Origin of the sequence: Dietzia papillomatosis NBRC 105045 (assembly GCF_001570845.1) — a bacterium.
In the GTDB taxonomy this organism is placed as follows: domain Bacteria; phylum Actinomycetota; class Actinomycetes; order Mycobacteriales; family Mycobacteriaceae; genus Dietzia; species Dietzia cinnamea.
Genome location: NZ_BCSL01000013.1, coordinates 19,913 through 34,947, shown reverse-complemented (window position 1 = coordinate 34,947; position 15,035 = coordinate 19,913). Strand labels below are relative to the sequence as shown.

Sequence of the window (15,035 nt, the reverse complement as noted above, 5' to 3'; positions counted from 1 at the left end):
CACGCGGGCACCGGCACAGACGAGCGGCGGCCCCGCCCTTCGTGGGCGGGGCCGCCGGAGTGTGACCGGGGTCGGGGAGGATCAGACCGCGTAGGACCGCAGCTTGTCGGCGCGACGGCCCTCACGGAGCTTGGCCATGACCTCACGCTCGATCTGGCGGACGCGCTCACGGGACAGGCCGAAGCGCTTGCCGATCTGGTCGAGGGTGCGGGGCTGCCCGTCGTCGAGCCCGAACCGCAGGGTGATGACCTGCTGCTCACGCTCCTCGAGAGTGGCCAGCACGGCGCGCACGTCCGAGTGCATGACGTTGGACACCACCGTGTTCTCGGCGCTGGTGGCCTCGGCGTCCTCGATGAAATCGCCGAGCGGGGCCTCCTCGTCCGCGCCGACCGGCATGTCCAGGCTCACCGGGTCGCGCGAGTGGTCGAGGAGCTCCTCGATCTTGTGAGCGGGGATCCCCGACTCCTCGGCCAGTTCCTCGAGTGTGGCCTCGCGGCCCAGCTGCTGGTGCAGCTCACGCTTGATGCGCGCGAGCTTGTTGACCTGCTCGACCAGGTGGACCGGGAGACGGATCGTGCGCGACTGGTCGGCCATGCCGCGCGTGATGGCCTGGCGGATCCACCACGTGGCGTAGGTCGAGAACTTGAAGCCCTTGGCGTAGTCGAACTTCTCCATCGCACGGATCAGGCCCAGGTTGCCCTCCTGGATGAGATCCAGCAGCGGCATCCCCCGGCCCGTGTAGCGCTTGGCCAGCGAGACCACCAGACGCAGGTTGGCCTCGAGGAGGTGGGCGCGGGCGGCCTCGCCCTCGGCGACGATCGTCTTGAGATCCGCCTTCTTCACCGGGCCGAGACGCTTCTTGGTCTCCAACAGGTGCTTGGCATAGAGACCGGCCTCGATCCGCTTGGACAGCTCCACCTCGTCCTCGGCGTTCAACAGAGCCGTCTTGCCGATCCCGTTGAGGTAGACACGGACCAGGTCAGCGCTCGGGCTCTGGCCTTCCGGATCCGCCTCCGTCCGACGGTCCGATCGGGTGATGGCTGACGTCATGTCTCCTCCTCCTGCCTGGCCTTGTGACGAGGCCGGCGTTCGGTTGCTGGTGGACGGATCAGGCGCGTGCCCGGGTCACGGTCACGTACACCTACAACGACGGGGGTGCCGGCAATGTTCCCCGACCGATGATTTCGGTCACGGACCGTGCCGTAAAGGCCGTCACCCTGCCGCGTCGGCGGCTCAGGCCGAGCCCGGCGTCTCCACCAACACCGTGAACGGGCCGTCGTTGACGGAGTGGACCTGCATCATCGCGCCGAACACGCCCGTGGACACCTCGAGTCCCCGCTCACGCAGACCGGCCACCACCGCCCGGACCACGGGCTCGGCCCTGTCCCCGGGAGCCGCCCTCGCCCACGACGGTCGCCTGCCCTTGGCGGTCGAGCCCATCAGCGTGAACTGACTGACGACCAACACCGGGGCGCCCACCTCCGCGACGCTGCGCTCCTCCCGCAGGATCCGGAGTTCCGAGATCTTGCGGACCATCGTCGCGACGTCCGCCTCGTCGTCGTCGTTCGAGACCCCCAGCAATACCAGGAGGCCGGGCGCCGACAATGACCCGACGAGCTCTCCGTCGACGGTCACCGACGCCTCGGTGACGCGCGAGATGACCGCCCTCACCCGCGCGGCCCCCCGGGCGCGGCGGCGACGGCCCCCGGCGGCAGGAGGCCCGGCACACCGACCGGCACCACGAACCCGTGCACGAACAGGTCCGCGATCACCCGTCGGACGGGTGCGGCCAGCTCGTCCGGATCCTCACCGGCGCCGGCCGCGGCGAGCACCACCAGGTCCTCCAACGGAAGCGCGCCTGTCCGGGCGCCCTTCAGCACCGCCGCGGTGAGAGGGTCGATCTCGTGGCGCCAGCGGGCGCCGGTCACGCGCTCCACCACCACGGTCGACGCGCCCGGCGCGCCCGCCCCCTCCGGGTCGGTCGGTGCGAGGGATTCCGAGACGTGCAGGTGGACGTCGGGCGAGACCGTGAACACGGTCGCGTCCAGTGCGCGGTCCTGCCCGCCGTGGCGCCCGGCGGCCGCGCGCAGCCACGCGGTGCGCGCGAAATACGCCTCCGCCTCGTCCCCGAGGCCTTCGCCGAACGGATGGGTGAGGTCCTCGCACAACACCGACGACGGTCCCTCGACGCGGCGGAGATACACGTAGCCGAACCCGACCCCGGCGACGTCCTCGGCCTCGAAGTGGTCCAGCCAGCGGTCCGTCGCCCGCCACGTGGACTCGTCCCGCGGATCCATGCCCTCGTCCGTGAGCCACGTCCACACATACAGTCCCGGCTCGGAGACGTCCCGGCGGAGGATCCAGGCGTCCACGCCCTCGGACGGCACCCACGACGCCACCCGGCTCCGCCAATCGGTGTCCTCGCGCTCCACCCAGGACGCCAACATGACGGCCGTCCCGCCGTCCGCCAGATGGTCGGCGGCGCCGGACACCACCGTCCGACTCGCACCATCGAGCGCCAGGCCCGACTCGCGGTACGAATGCCCGGTCTCCGGCGGCCCCACCACGAACGGGGGATTGGCGACGATCCGGTCGAATCGACGGCCCGCCACCGGCTCGAACCACGAGCCCCGCAGTAGCTCGGCCCGCAGGTCGTTGATCGCCAGCGTCGCGGCGGCCAGTTCGAGGCACCGCGGGGTGATGTCGGTCCCGGTGGCGGATCCGGCGGTGTCCAACGCGTGGACCATCTGGATGCCGCACCCGGTGCCCACGTCCAGAACCGACCCGGTCGGCGAGGTGGGCGTGACCCGCAGCAGCGAGAGCGTCGCCTGGCCGACCCCCAGCACGTGGTCCGGCCGGGTGACGGTCCGCACCATCGACCCGTCGGGATCCGCGAACACCCACCGCGTCCCGTGGCCGGTGTCCACCGGGCGCAGGTCGACCACCGCGCGCAGTGCCGCACCGCCGTCGGCCGGCTCCCACAGGCCGGCGTCCACGCCTGCGCGCGGCTCGACGCCGGGGAGCGCGTCCGTCACCGCGGACGTCGGCAGCGGATCACCCAGCGCGAACAGGCGCACCAGCAGCCCGGCCGGACCTGCCGAGCACGCGTATCGGCGCACCGTCGCGGCGTCCGACCTGCCCAGCGCCGCGACCGCCTCCGGCCCGAGCCTGCGCTCGAGGCCCTCGACCGTGTAGTCGTGCCGGCGGAAGGCGTCCGCGAGCGCGGGCGCGAGATCGGCGAGGGTAGGGGGCGGGCTCGTCACTGGTCGGAGTCGCTCTCGTCGGGGGTGGGGTGGCTGCGGGGTGACCCGGAGCCGGGGGAGTCGGGCCCGGGGTCGGTCCGGTCGTGGGGGGCGCTGTCGGTCCGGGTCGAATCGGGCCCACGTTCGGTCCGGCCGTGGGGGCCGCCGTCCTGGCCGGTCGCACCCGGCGGCGGGCCGATCGCGCGGCGGCCCCCGGTGTCGGCATCCGGACCGGAGCCGCCCGCGGCGCCGGTGAGGCTGGACGGCAACGCGTAGGGGGCGTTCGAGGGCAGGCTCCCGGCGGTGTACTTCCGGGCCTGCCCTTTGGGCAGGGGCGGTCGGTCGTTGGCCCCGATGACGGCGATCCACGGGATCGGGATGGACCCCGCCACGATCGCCAACGCGATCCACGGGTTGTTCCAGAGGGCGAGCGACCCCGCGGCCAGGAGCAGCGCGGGGATCCGCACGCTCATCAGCACGAAGTAGCGCTTCTTCCGGGCCGCGAGCTCGTCCCTGTAGGACTCACGCGCGCCCGTGATGAGCACGGGGCTCGAGGTGTCGTCCCGTTCGCCGGATCGATGACGGCGGAAGTCGGGTGCCATGGGGCCCAAGGTACTCCGGCGTTGGCGCGGCGACGCCCGGGTGCGGCATCATGAGGGGGTGAGCACCACCCGGACCAAGACACTCGAGCGCCCCGAGGTCACCACGACCGAGGAGACGCAGGACGACGCGCCCAAGTTCTTCCACTACGTGGACAAGAGCAAGATCGCGGAGAGCGCGGTCATGGGCACCTATGTGATCGCCCTGTGTGGTGAGGTCTTCCCGGTCACCCGCTCCGCCAAGCCCGGCTCGCCGGTGTGCCCGGAGTGCAAGCGCGTCTACGAGACTCTGAAGCCTGGTGAGTGACCCCGGCGCGGTCCCGGGCCCAGACGAGACGACCGCAGAATCCGCCCCCCGCCCCGCCGGGGGTGGTTCGCTGCGCGCCTGGCAGCGGACCGCTCTGCGCAAGTACCTCATGGCGCGGCCGAAGGACTTCCTGGCCGTGGCAACGCCGGGCGCCGGTAAGACGACCTTCGGTCTGCGGGTCGCCTCCGAGCTCCTCGCCGACCGCACAGTCGACGCCATCACCGTCGTCGCCCCCACCGAGCACCTCAAGTACCAGTGGGCTGCGTCAGCCGCGCGATCCGGCATCGCGCTCGACCCCGAGCACTCCAACTCCTCGGGCGCCCTGGCTCCCGAGTACCACGGGGTGGTGGTGACGTACGCCCAGGTGGCCGCGCACCCATTCAAACACCGCGAACGCACCGCCTCGAGGCGGACACTGGTGATCCTCGACGAGATCCACCACGGCGGCGACGCGAAGAGCTGGGGTGACGCGATCCGCGAGGCGTTCGAGGACGCCGAGCGGCGCCTGTCGCTGACGGGTACCCCCTTCCGTTCCGACGACAGCCCGATCCCGTTCGTCACCTACGAACCCGACGGGCAGGGGCACCAGCGCTCCAAGGCCGACCACTCGTACGGCTACGCCGACGCCCTGGCCGACGGCGTCGTCCGGCCGGTCGTCTTCCTCGCCTACTCGGGCGAGGCCCGCTGGCGGAGCAACGCCGGGGAGGAGTTCTCGGCCCGCCTCGGCGAGCCCCTGAGCGCCGACCAGATGTCCCGCGCCTGGCGCGTCGCGCTGGACCCCCACGGCGACTGGATGCCGGCCGTCCTGCAGGCCGCCCACACGCGCCTGCGGCAGATCCGTGCGGGCGGGGTGCCCGACGCCGGCGGCCTGGTGATCGCGACCGACCAGGAACGCGCGCGCGACTACGCGGCGCTGCTCACCGAGATCACGGGCACGCCGCCGACGCTCGTCCTGTCCGACGACCCCACGGCCTCCAGCCGGATCGGCACCTTCTCCGACTCGACCGACGAGTGGATGGTCGCCGTGCGGATGGTGTCCGAGGGCGTCGACGTCCCCCGGCTGTGCGTGGGCGTCTACGCCACCAGCGCCTCCACGCCCCTGTACTTCGCCCAGGCCATCGGCCGTTTCGTGCGCTCCCGCCGGCCGGGGGAGACCGCCTCGGTGTTCCTGCCGTCCGTGCCTGTACTCCTGCAGCTGGCCTCGCAGATGGAGGCCCAGCGCGACCACGTCCTGGGCAAGCCACACCGGGAGGAGGGGCTGGAGGACCAGCTCCTCGCCCAGGCGAACCAGCAGCAGGACGAGAACACCGAGGACGAGGAGGACCGAGGTTACATCTCCCTCGGCGCCGACGCGGAACTCGACCAGATCGTGTACGAAGGGTCCTCCTACGGGACCGCGACCTTCGCCGGCAGCGAGGAGGAGGCCGACTATATCGGCCTGCCCGGACTGCTGGGAGCCGACGACGTCAAGGCGCTCCTGCGGCAGCGGGAGAAGGAGCAGATCAAGCGGGCGTCCGCGGAGTCTTCCTCCGGACCCGGCGCGGTCGCCGTCGTGGGCTCCGACCCGTCGGTGGCAGGCACGACGCTTCCCGGGAACGCGGCCGGGCCCGGTGCCCATGCCGGGGCCGCCGCGGACCGGGTGGCCTCCGCCGCCGAACTCAAGGACCTGCGACGCCAGCTCAACACCCTCGTGTCGGTGTACTCAGGCCGGCTGGGCAAGTCGCACGGCGCGATCCACACCCAGCTGCGCAACGCGTGTGGTGGCCCGCCCGTGCCGATGGCCTCCGCCGAGCAGATCCGGGAACGGATCAGCCTGCTCCGCAGCTGGTGAACGCCCCTACTCCGGGGTCGGGTGCCGCGCCGGAGGACGCGCGATGGCAGAGGGCGGTGTACACGGAAGGCACACCTGAGCCGGTCCGCACAGACGAGAACGGGCCCCCGCCGGTCGTCCGGCGAAGGCCCGCTGCAGCGGTCTTGTCAGTCCAGTCAGTCCAGGTAGTCCCGCAGGACCTGCGAGCGCGACGGGTGCCGCAGCTTGGACATGGTCTTGGACTCGATCTGACGGATGCGCTCACGGGTGACCCCGTAGACCTGGCCGATCTCGTCGAGCGTGCGCGGCAGACCGTCGGTGAGGCCGAAGCGCAACCGGACGACGCCGGCCTCACGCTCGGAGAGCGTGTCGAGCACGGAGCGGAGCTGGTCCTGCAGCAGGGTGAAGCTCACGGCGTCCACGGCCACCACGGCCTCGGAGTCTTCGATGAAGTCGCCGAGCTGCGAGTCGCCCTCGTCGCCGATGGTCTGGTCCAGCGAGATGGGCTCCCGGGCGTACTGCTGGATCTCCAGCACCTTCTCCGGGGTGATGTCCATCTCCTTGGCCAGCTCCTCCGGGGTGGGCTCGCGGCCCAGGTCCTGGAGCAGCTCGCGCTGGATGCGGCCGAGCTTGTTGATGACCTCGACCATGTGCACCGGGATGCGGATGGTGCGGGCCTGGTCGGCCATCGCGCGGGTGATGGCCTGACGGATCCACCACGTGGCGTACGTGGAGAACTTGTAGCCCTTGGTGTAGTCGAACTTCTCGACGGCGCGGATGAGGCCGAGGTTGCCCTCCTGGATGAGGTCCAAGAACGCCATGCCGCGGCCGGTGTAGCGCTTGGCCAGCGACACGACGAGGCGGAGGTTGGCCTCGAGGAGGTGGTTCTTGGCGCGCACACCGTCCCGCTCGATCCACTTGAAGTCGCGGCGCTGCGCGGTGGTGAGCTTCTCGCCGCGCTCGATGACCTGTGCCATGTACCAGGTGGCGTATAGGCCGGCCTCGATGCGCTTGGCGAGCTCGACCTCCTCCTCGGCGTTGAGGAGGGCGACCTTGCCGATCTGCTTGAGATAGGCGCGGACGGAGTCGGCGGAGGCGGTGAGCTCGGCGTCCTTGCGGGCCTGGCGGAGGGCCTCGGACTCGTCCTCGTCCCAGACGAAGTCGCCCGACGCCTTGTCCTTGGCGCTGGGCTCCGCCTTGGTCTCCTCGTCGGCCTGCTCGTCTTCGACGCTCTCGACATCCACCTCGACGTCTTCGAGCTCGGACGTGTCGGGCTCGACCTCGATAGAATCCCCGGCGTCCTCCAACTGGTCGTCCTCGACCACGTCGGCGCCCGCGGGGGAGGCGGTCTTCTTGGCGGCCGTCTTCTTGGCCGCGGTCTTCTTGGCGGCGGTCTTCTTGGCCGCCGTCTTCTTCGCGGGCGCCTTGCGCGCGGCGGTCTTCTTGGCCGCCGTCTTCTTCGCGGGCGCCTTGCGCGCGGCGGTCTTCTTGGCGGGGGCCTCGCCAGTGACCTCGGTGGCCGACGGATCGCCGCTCGCCGCGGAATCCGAATTGGTGGTCTTCGTGGCTGCCACAAACGCCCCTTCACAACCGGTTACTCGATGGGAATCGGGGATCGATGCCGCCTGGTCTGCAGACATGCGAGCCGTCCGCCTTGCGGTACCGGGCCCGTCCCCGGCCGGTACGTGTTCCCGGCCTGCGCCATTGTAACGAGATTCTGTCCGGGGGGTTGCATCCGGCGGAGTTAGCCCGGGTCAGACGCCCACGTCGGGCAGGACCCGGCCGAGGTCGAGCACCCCCGAGTGACCTGCGGCGTAGAGCGCCGCGCCGATGATCCCGGCGTCGCCACGCCGGACGGCCGCGCGGACGGGGGTGCGGTTCTCGAGCAGGGGGAACCACTGGTCGGCGGCCTCGCTGACACCTCCCCCGAGGACGAAGGCGCGGGGCCAGAGGAGGTCCTCGATGGCGCGCAGCACGTTGGACACGTGCGGGGCCCATTCCTCGAAGCTCAGTCCGTCGCGGGCGCGGACGGAGGCGGAGGCCAGGTGCTCGGCCTCGTCGAAACCGCGCCCGGCGATGTCCTCGACCATCAGGTGGCCGAACTCGGTGTTGGGTAGCAACCTGCCGTCCAGCAGGAGGGCTGAGCCGATGCCGGTGCCGAACGTCAGCAGGATGACCAGCCCGTCGACGCCCTCACCGGCGCCGTAGTGGACCTCGGTGAGGCCGGCGGCGTCGGCGTCGTTGAGCATGAGGACGGTGCGGCCCGGTAGGTGCCGGTCGAAGAGGTCGACGACGTCGCAGCCGATCCAGGAGTGGTCGATGTTGTGCGCGATGCGCGCCACGCCCTCGTGGATGACGCTCGGGAGGGCGACGCCCACCGGGCCGCGCCAGTCGAATTCGGCGACCATCTCGCGGATGAGCGCGGCGACGGCGTCGGGGGTGGCGGGCTGGGGCGTGGGGCGGACGAGCCGGTCGCCGATGAGTTCCCCGCGCGCGAGGTCGACGAGCCCCACCTTGACGCCGGTGCCGCCGACGTCCACGCCGAGTCCGGTCGGCGTCTCCGTCGGCGGGACGGCGGAGAGGGGCGAGGGGCTGGACATGTGGGGCTCCCGTGGGGTGGACCGTGCGGGGCACGGCGTCGGTTGTCAGGTGCCCGGGCCGTCGGGGCACGATGGGCGTCGGGCGCCCGCGGGCCAGCGTATCGGTCCGGCGGGCCCCGGGGCGGGTTCACCGCCGCGCCCGTCCGGCGGGTCCGAGTACGGGCCCCGGAGGGGTACGACGACGACGAGGAGGGGCACATGACGTCCAGCGGAGCAGCAGAGGAGGCCGGCCGGACCGGCCCGGAGTTCGTCGACGGGTTACGGGAGCTGGCCGAGAGGGTGGCGGTGTCGGGCGGTGACGTGGCCCGGCGGATGCTGGCCGAGTTCGACTCGCGGGGGCCGGGTTCGCAGGGGCTGGGCTCGCGGTCCAAGTCGTCGGAGACCGATCCGGTGACCGTCATCGACACCTCGGTGGAGGAGCACCTGCGGCGGGAGATCGCGGCCGCCCGCCCGGGCGGCACGGTCCTCGGCGAGGAGGGCGGGGAGGTCGCGCACGACACGCACGAGACCCCGGGCGATCCGGGGGGCGTGCCGACGGACGGGGACATCGCCGGTGCGCGCGAGCCGCGGGTCCGGTGGGTCGTCGACCCCGTCGACGGGACGGTCAACCTGCTGTACGGGATCCCGTTCACGGCGGTGTCGGTGGCCGCCGAGGTGGACGGCGTCGTGGTCGCGGGGGCGGTCCACAATATCGTCACGCGGGAGACCTGGAGCGGGGGCTCGGGCCGGGGCGCGGCCCTGAGGGAGGCGGACGGCACCACGACGGCGCTGCGCGTGTCGGACTGCGCGGACCTGTCGCTCGCCCTGGTCGGAACCGGGTTCGCCTACGACGCGGGGATCCGGGCGGAGCAGGGCCGCGTGGTGGCCGAGTTGCTCCCGCGGGTCCGTGACATCCGCCGGTGCGGGTCTGCGGCGTTGGATCTGTGCATGTTGGCCACCGGCCGGCTGGACGCCTACTACGAGCGCGGGCTCAAATACTGGGACCACGCGGCGGGCGCGCTGATCGCGGCCGAGGCCGGGGCGGTGGTGGCGGTGTCGGAGGACGACGCCGTGCCCACCACCGGCGCCACGCCCGGCGTGGCGCCGGAGTTCCTCTCCGCGCTCGCGGGCGCGACCGGACGGCTCAGCAGCTGACGGCGCGCGCGGCGTCGAGCTCGGAGGAGATGGGCTGGCGACCCACTTTGAGCTCGTCGAGCGCGCCGACGGCGGCGGTGGAATCGGACAGGCGGGAGAACGTCGTGCCGAGCGCCAGGTCGACGGTGCCGTCGGTGCGGCCGTCGGTCACCAGCTGCATGCACGGCGCGGCGAGGGAGAGCGAGCGGGCGGCGGCCCGGCCCGCCTCGCCGTAGCGGATCTGACCGTGGCACTCGAGGGCCTGCCCGTAGACCGGGTCGTTGCCGATCGCGTCCGAGCCCGCCGGTTGGAATCCGCGCTCGGCCAGCTCGGCGGCGACCGCACCGGCCTGCCCGCTCTGGCCGTTCGCGTTGAGCACCCGGATGCGGGTGTCGGCGAGCAGCGCCGGCGCGACCTGATCGAGGGCGTCCACGGACTCCTCCTCGAGGCCCGCCTCCTCGGCCGCCGGCGGGAGCGGGCAGGCGACGGCCTGGGTGGCGGCGTCGTCTCCGCGCAGTGCCGCGGCCCAGACGAGCGCACCGAGGACGAGCACCACGACCACGAACAGGACGTAGGGCGAGCGCAGGCGGGTCGACCCCCGCGCGGGGGTCGGGCTCGGTGTCGCCTGGGTGCTGAGATGGACGACCATGAGGGCCTTTCCTGCAGGTGAACGGGCTGCGGTCCCCGATGGGACCCGGCCCTCCACTGTAAACGTCGGGCGCAGGCGATCCCGCCCGGAACACGGACGTGACCGCTGGATGAAAAAGGCGGGAGATTCCGTTACTATGCGTGCGCCGGTCGGTCCACCGCCGAATCGGGCACCCCCCCACACAGACCCAGAAAAGAGACTCATGGCAACCGACTACGACGCTCCCCGCCGCACCGAGGCAGACGAGCTCACCGGCGATTCGCTGGAGGAGCTCAAGGCACGGCGCGCGGAGGGAGCCACCGGCGAGGTCGACGTCGACGAGACGGACACCGCCGAGTCCTACGAACTGCCGGGTGCCGACCTGTCCGGCGAGGAGCTCACGGTGCGGGTTGTGCCGGAGCAGGACAACGAGTTCACGTGCGGCGAGTGCTTCCTGGTGCACCACCGCAGCCGCTTCGCCGAGGAGCGCGACGGCATGGCCATCTGCATGGACTGCGCGGGCTGAGCACCGCGCGCGGCGGCGCCGCCGGTCAGCTGTAGTGGTTGTCCGGCAGCGCCGCCGCGAGCCCCTCGGGGTCGCGCGTGCTGATGAGCCAGTACGGCGTGGGGTCCAGAGGGTCGTCGAGGACCACGATCACCATGGTCGGGATGTACCCGCGGTGGACGACGAACGCCTCCGGGTCCAGCTGCCGTCCCATCGCCGCCTGCTTCGCCGTCGCGGGAACGACCGCGCTGCGGGCGATCGCGTCGAACGGCAGGCGCGCGCGGCCCGCGTACAGTGTCCCTCCGCCCTGACCGTCGGATTCGACCTCGATCCTCTCGCGGCCGAGCGAGACGAACAGCCAGGCGAGCAGGGCGGGGACCACGATGACGAGTAGCCACATCCACCAGCGTGCGCCGGCCGTGAAGGCCAGGACGACCGCCACGACGGTGACCGCGGCGAGCAGGAGCCACCACCACACCGGGACCCGCAGCGTCTCGGAGTGGACGGGGCGCGGCGCGCGATCGGGTGGGGGGCGGAGATCTTCGTCGGACACGACATCAAGACTATCGAGCAACCGGGCGACGCCCGGCAGGAGGGCGGCGGCATGGTGAGCGGATCGGCCGGGGTGAGCGGTACCGGCGAGGTGCTCCGGATACGACGGCTGGACAGTGGACTCCCGCTGCCTGTCCGGGCGCACGCGGCGGACGCCGGGATCGATCTCCACGCCGCGGAGGACTGCGACCTGACACCCGGACACCGTGTCCTCATGCCGACGGGAGTCGCCATCGCGTTGCCCGTCGGGTACGTGGGCCTCGTGCACCCACGGTCCGGCCTGGCGGCACGGGCGGGACTGTCCATCGTCAACGCACCCGGGACCGTCGACGCGGGATACCGGGGGGAGATCAAGGTGAACCTCATCAACCTCGATCCGGCCGAACCCGTCCGTATCGCGCGCGGTGACCGGATCGCACAGCTCCTCGTCCAGCGGGTCGAGTTGTGGGACGTCGTGGAGGTCGATGATCTCGACGAGACCGACCGCGGGGACGGCGGCCACGGCTCGACCGGGGGCCACCACCGCCTGAGCTGACCGGCCGCCCTCACGCCCGGGGAGACAGACCACCACCGCCCTCACACCCGGGGAGACAGACCACCATCGCGCCTGACCTGACCGGCGGCGACGCCGTTGGGTAGCGTCGTCCGCGACGGTCCCGTCCGGGGCCGGGTCGCACTCCGAGAGGATTTCCACCATGTTCGGACGAAAGAAGCCGGTGACCGGGGCCCGCGACGCCGCCGCGTCCACCGAGGCGGAGTCGCAGGCACCCTCGTCGACGGGGCCGCACGACCGCTCGTCCGTTCCAGACGTGCGCGCGTACTACACGGCCCTCGGCTACGGCCATATCGACCTGGGGTCGCTCGTCATCGGAGTGCCGCAGGGCCGCGATCTGAACGTGGCCCTCGACCCGGCCGGCCAGCCCGAGTTCCACGTCGTCACCCAGGTCTCACGTGTCATCCCGCGGGCGTTCGCCGCCCCGAAGTCGGCAGGACAGTGGCGCACGATGGTGGCGGGGATGCGTGAGCAGCTCGAACAGCAGGGCGCCGATGTCTCGGTGGTTGACGGTCCCTGGGGGCGCGAACTCGTCGCCGTGCTGCCCGGGGCGGTCTTCCGCGCCATCGGGGTCGACGGCAACCGGTGGACCGCCGAGGTCCGGGTCATGGCCACGCCTGAGCTCGCGGACCAGGCGGCGGAGGAGGGGCGGGAGGTGTTCCGGCACCTCCTCATCAACCGCGGTGACGGGCCGATGCCCGTGCGGGAGCAGCTCCCACTGACCATCCCGGACGAGATCCAGCAGGCGCTCACCCAGGCGCGGTCCCAGCAGGCCGCGCAGCAACAGGCGCAGGCGTACCAGCAGCAGATGGCGGCCGGCCAGCAGGGGCGGGCCGGCCAGGCGGCACCGGCGGGGGCGCAGGCGGCGCCGGAGAAACCGCAGGCGACCGCACCGTCCGCCGGCGCCGCCACGGCTCCGCAGGGCCGCGGACAGGCCGTCCCGTCGACGGGCGGAGATGCCGCGTCATCGACCGGGGGCAGCGCGACGCCCCGCAGGGACGGAAGCGCGATGGACCGGCTCCGCCGCGGGGACGACGACCTGTGACCGGATCCGGTCGGCCGATGGAGATCTGACCATGCCTTTCCCCAGGGTTTTGCGTGACCTGACCGCCCGACTCACCGACCCCGTCGAGGCCCTCGACGCGGCGGACCTCGCCGTGCGCGTGCAGCGGACGGGGTGCACCCACGTCGCGGATGTCGCTCGAGGAGACCGCGTGACGTTGACCGGGCGCATCCGGACCGTGCTCTCGTGCGGCGGATCGGATTTCCTCGGGATGACCGCCGAGGTGTTCGACGGGACCGGCGCGATCGAGGTCTGCTGGCTCGGGCGGCGAACGATCCCCGGGATCGACACCGGTCGGTTCATCCGAGTGACGGGCCGGGTCGGCGTCCGCGACGGTCACAGGATCATGTACAACCCCCGCTACGAGCTGCTCGACGGGCAGCCGTGCAGCACAGTGGAGGAATCGCGTGACAGAGCCTGAGCAGGCGGCGGGGGAGCCTGACACCGGCGCTGACGCCCGACCGTCGTCGGCGGGGGGCCGGAAGACCACGTTCGGGGATCCCGACGCATCGGTGCTCGAGCAGATGGGCGGTGTCCGCGGGCTCGTCTTCTCTTCGATTCCCGTCCTCACGTTCGTCCCCGTCAACGGGTTCTGGGGCCTGACGGCCGCGATCTGGGGCGCCCTCGGCGTCGCGGTCGCCATGCTCGCCTGGTCCTTGGGTCGCCGGGACAACCCACAGCCGGCGATCTCCGGGTTCATCGGCGTGGCCATCTGTGTCTTCATCGCCTGGCGGACAGGAGACGCCAAGGGGTATTTCCTGTACGGCATCATCACCCAGGCCGTGTACGGGTCGGCGTTCGCGCTGTCGGCGCTCGCCCGGTGGCCTCTCGTCGGGGTGATCTGGGGTTTCCTCGACGGCAAGGGGATGGCCTGGCGTCGGATCCCGCCCGCCCGCCGGTGGTACACCGTGGCGACGGGCTTCTGGGCCGCGCTGTTCGCCATCCGGGCGATCCTGCAGTACGTCCTGTACCTCAACGACGAGGTCAACTGGTTGGGTGCCGCGCGTATCGGGATGGGCTGGCCACTGGCGCTGATCGCGCTCCTCGGAACCGTGTGGGCGGTCCGTCGCGCGATGGCCCACGAGAAGGACGCGGAAAGCGCCGCCCCCGAGCGGTCGCCGGGGGATGCCGCGCCCGGGGGGTGACGCCGCGCGGACTGCCACCTCGCCGGACTGCCACCGCCCCGTGACTGACACCGCCTCGTGACTGACACCGCCCCGTGAATGACGACGCCCCGACCGCCACTCGGCCGTCGGGGCGTCGTTCTCTCCGGGGCACCTCGCCTCCGTCGCCGTGGGTCGGACGGCGGTGTATCGGGCAGCGGTGGATCAGGCGGCGGCGGTCGCGGTGCTTGAGAACTCGCTCGGGCCGGTGATCACCCGGTAGGCGTACACCGACGCGAGCGTGGTGAGCGGGATGGCCACAAGTAGGCCGACCAGCAGCGCCAGGGCGCCCGCGATGACGATGAGGACGTTGAGCAGCGCCAGGGCGAGCAGGTTGCCCGCATCGGACTTGACGGCACGGAAGCTCGACACGATGGCGTCGGTGGCCGTCATGTTGCGGTCGACGACGAAGTACTGCGTCCAGTAGAGGAAGAACGCGACGATGAACGCGCCCACGATGAGAAGGAAGACACCCACGAAGGTGGCGATGCCCACGAGGATCGCGGCGACCACGAACCACCCGAAATTGTGCAGCTTGAAGAAGTCGCCGAACGACGGCCTGTGGCCGTCGACCTCGAGGAGCGCGCCGCGGATGATGAACGCCTGGAACAGCAGGCCCACCACGAACGAGAGAAGCTGGGCGATGAACATCACGGCCCCGGACTCGTCCGTGGAGAACGCACTGACGATCCCGCTGACGACACCGCTGGCCAGTGTGATGAGCAGCCAGGGGACCGGGTTGTTCTTGAACATCTGCCAGCCGGCGGCGACCGCGCCGGGTGGGGGATACCCGGCCGACCGGGGCCGGGGCTCCGCCCGGCCCCGGCTGGCCGTAGCCGCCGTACACCGGATCGCCGTAGGGCTCCTGTCCGTAGGCCGGCTGGCCGAATCCCTGCTGTC

17 protein-coding genes are annotated in these 15,035 nt (G+C 71.8%); 8 read left to right on the top strand and 9 right to left on the bottom strand.

The window, feature by feature from the left end:
- Window positions 1-81: 81 nt before the first annotated feature.
- From DPA01S_RS06395 to DPA01S_RS17265, 4 genes are all read right to left on the bottom strand, one after another.
- Entirely contained in the window at window positions 82-1,050 is a 969-nt protein-coding gene (locus tag DPA01S_RS06395) for a sigma-70 family RNA polymerase sigma factor (protein WP_061228814.1), read from the bottom strand.
- 183 nt (window positions 1,051-1,233) lie between these two features.
- Window positions 1,234-1,671 (bottom strand): D-aminoacyl-tRNA deacylase, encoded by a 438-nt coding sequence (gene dtd / locus DPA01S_RS06390; RefSeq protein WP_061228813.1) that lies wholly within the window; start codon window positions 1,669-1,671, stop codon window positions 1,234-1,236.
- Window positions 1,668-3,263: a DUF7782 domain-containing protein gene (locus DPA01S_RS06385; protein ID WP_061228812.1), complete on the bottom strand. Its 1,596-nt coding sequence runs from the start codon at window positions 3,261-3,263 to the stop codon at window positions 1,668-1,670. Before DPA01S_RS06385 ends, dtd begins: the two co-directional genes overlap by 4 nt.
- A complete protein-coding gene (locus DPA01S_RS17265; RefSeq protein ID WP_082767697.1) occupies window positions 3,260-3,844 on the bottom strand; it encodes a DUF3099 domain-containing protein in 585 nt (194 codons plus the stop codon). Before DPA01S_RS17265 ends, DPA01S_RS06385 begins: the two co-directional genes overlap by 4 nt.
- 58 nt (window positions 3,845-3,902) lie before the next feature.
- On the opposite strand from DPA01S_RS17265, the gene DPA01S_RS06375 reads away from it, so the two are divergent.
- Both DPA01S_RS06375 and DPA01S_RS06370 read left to right on the top strand, forming a co-directional pair.
- Entirely contained in the window at window positions 3,903-4,148 is a 246-nt protein-coding gene (locus DPA01S_RS06375) for a DUF3039 domain-containing protein (protein ID WP_007628744.1), read from the top strand.
- Window positions 4,141-5,979 carry a DEAD/DEAH box helicase gene (locus DPA01S_RS06370; protein ID WP_153038667.1) on the top strand — a complete coding sequence of 613 codons (1,839 nt, stop codon included), beginning with the start codon at window positions 4,141-4,143 and terminating at the stop codon, window positions 5,977-5,979. The genes DPA01S_RS06375 and DPA01S_RS06370 overlap by 8 nt, the downstream gene beginning before the upstream one ends.
- A gap of 155 nt (window positions 5,980-6,134) precedes the next feature.
- Here the strand turns inward: DPA01S_RS06370 and DPA01S_RS06365 are convergent, their stop codons facing one another.
- Window positions 6,135-7,598: an RNA polymerase sigma factor gene (locus tag DPA01S_RS06365; RefSeq protein ID WP_198150716.1), complete on the bottom strand. Its 1,464-nt coding sequence runs from the start codon at window positions 7,596-7,598 to the stop codon at window positions 6,135-6,137.
- Window positions 7,599-7,712: 114 nt separating this feature from the next.
- On the bottom strand, window positions 7,713-8,558 hold the full coding sequence (gene ppgK / locus DPA01S_RS06360) for a polyphosphate--glucose phosphotransferase (protein WP_061229552.1): 846 nt from the start codon (window positions 8,556-8,558) through the stop codon (window positions 7,713-7,715).
- Between the two features lie 198 nt (window positions 8,559-8,756).
- Between ppgK and DPA01S_RS06355 the strand changes: the two genes are divergently transcribed.
- Window positions 8,757-9,692, top strand: a complete 936-nt coding sequence (locus tag DPA01S_RS06355) for an inositol monophosphatase family protein (RefSeq protein ID WP_007628748.1) — start codon at window positions 8,757-8,759, stop codon at window positions 9,690-9,692.
- Here DPA01S_RS06355 and cei read toward each other — a convergent pair.
- Window positions 9,682-10,320, bottom strand: a complete 639-nt coding sequence (gene cei / locus DPA01S_RS06350) for an envelope integrity protein Cei (protein WP_061229551.1) — start codon at window positions 10,318-10,320, stop codon at window positions 9,682-9,684. The two genes, DPA01S_RS06355 and cei, sit on opposite strands and share 11 nt — an antisense overlap.
- 202 nt (window positions 10,321-10,522) lie before the next feature.
- Here cei and DPA01S_RS06345 point away from each other — a divergent pair, with 202 nt between their 5' ends.
- Window positions 10,523-10,825, top strand: a complete 303-nt coding sequence (locus DPA01S_RS06345) for a DUF4193 domain-containing protein (RefSeq protein WP_061229550.1) — start codon at window positions 10,523-10,525, stop codon at window positions 10,823-10,825.
- 25 nt (window positions 10,826-10,850) lie between these two features.
- On the opposite strand, the gene DPA01S_RS06340 is transcribed toward DPA01S_RS06345, so the two are convergent.
- Window positions 10,851-11,357, bottom strand: a complete 507-nt coding sequence (locus DPA01S_RS06340) for a DUF3093 domain-containing protein (RefSeq protein ID WP_061229549.1) — start codon at window positions 11,355-11,357, stop codon at window positions 10,851-10,853.
- A gap of 51 nt (window positions 11,358-11,408) precedes the next feature.
- Between DPA01S_RS06340 and dut the strand changes: the two genes are divergently transcribed.
- The 4 genes from dut to DPA01S_RS06320 all read left to right on the top strand — a co-directional run bounded on the left by dut (window position 11,409) and on the right by DPA01S_RS06320 (window position 14,117).
- Window positions 11,409-11,891 (top strand): dUTP diphosphatase, encoded by a 483-nt coding sequence (dut, locus tag DPA01S_RS06335; RefSeq protein ID WP_061229548.1) that lies wholly within the window; start codon window positions 11,409-11,411, stop codon window positions 11,889-11,891.
- Window positions 11,892-12,051: 160 nt separating this feature from the next.
- Window positions 12,052-12,954 (top strand): DUF3710 domain-containing protein, encoded by a 903-nt coding sequence (locus tag DPA01S_RS06330; RefSeq protein WP_061229547.1) that lies wholly within the window; start codon window positions 12,052-12,054, stop codon window positions 12,952-12,954.
- A gap of 31 nt (window positions 12,955-12,985) precedes the next feature.
- Complete coding sequence (locus DPA01S_RS06325; protein ID WP_061229546.1) at window positions 12,986-13,393, top strand: OB-fold nucleic acid binding domain-containing protein; 408 nt, start codon at window positions 12,986-12,988, stop codon at window positions 13,391-13,393.
- Window positions 13,380-14,117, top strand: coding sequence for a DUF3159 domain-containing protein (locus tag DPA01S_RS06320; protein ID WP_061229545.1), 738 nt, complete (start codon window positions 13,380-13,382; stop codon window positions 14,115-14,117). The genes DPA01S_RS06325 and DPA01S_RS06320 overlap by 14 nt, the downstream gene beginning before the upstream one ends.
- Before the next feature lie 183 nt (window positions 14,118-14,300).
- On the opposite strand, the gene DPA01S_RS17460 is transcribed toward DPA01S_RS06320, so the two are convergent.
- Window positions 14,301-14,888, bottom strand: coding sequence for a hypothetical protein (locus DPA01S_RS17460; RefSeq protein WP_269747524.1), 588 nt, complete (start codon window positions 14,886-14,888; stop codon window positions 14,301-14,303).
- Between the last annotated feature and the right edge of the window lie 147 nt (window positions 14,889-15,035).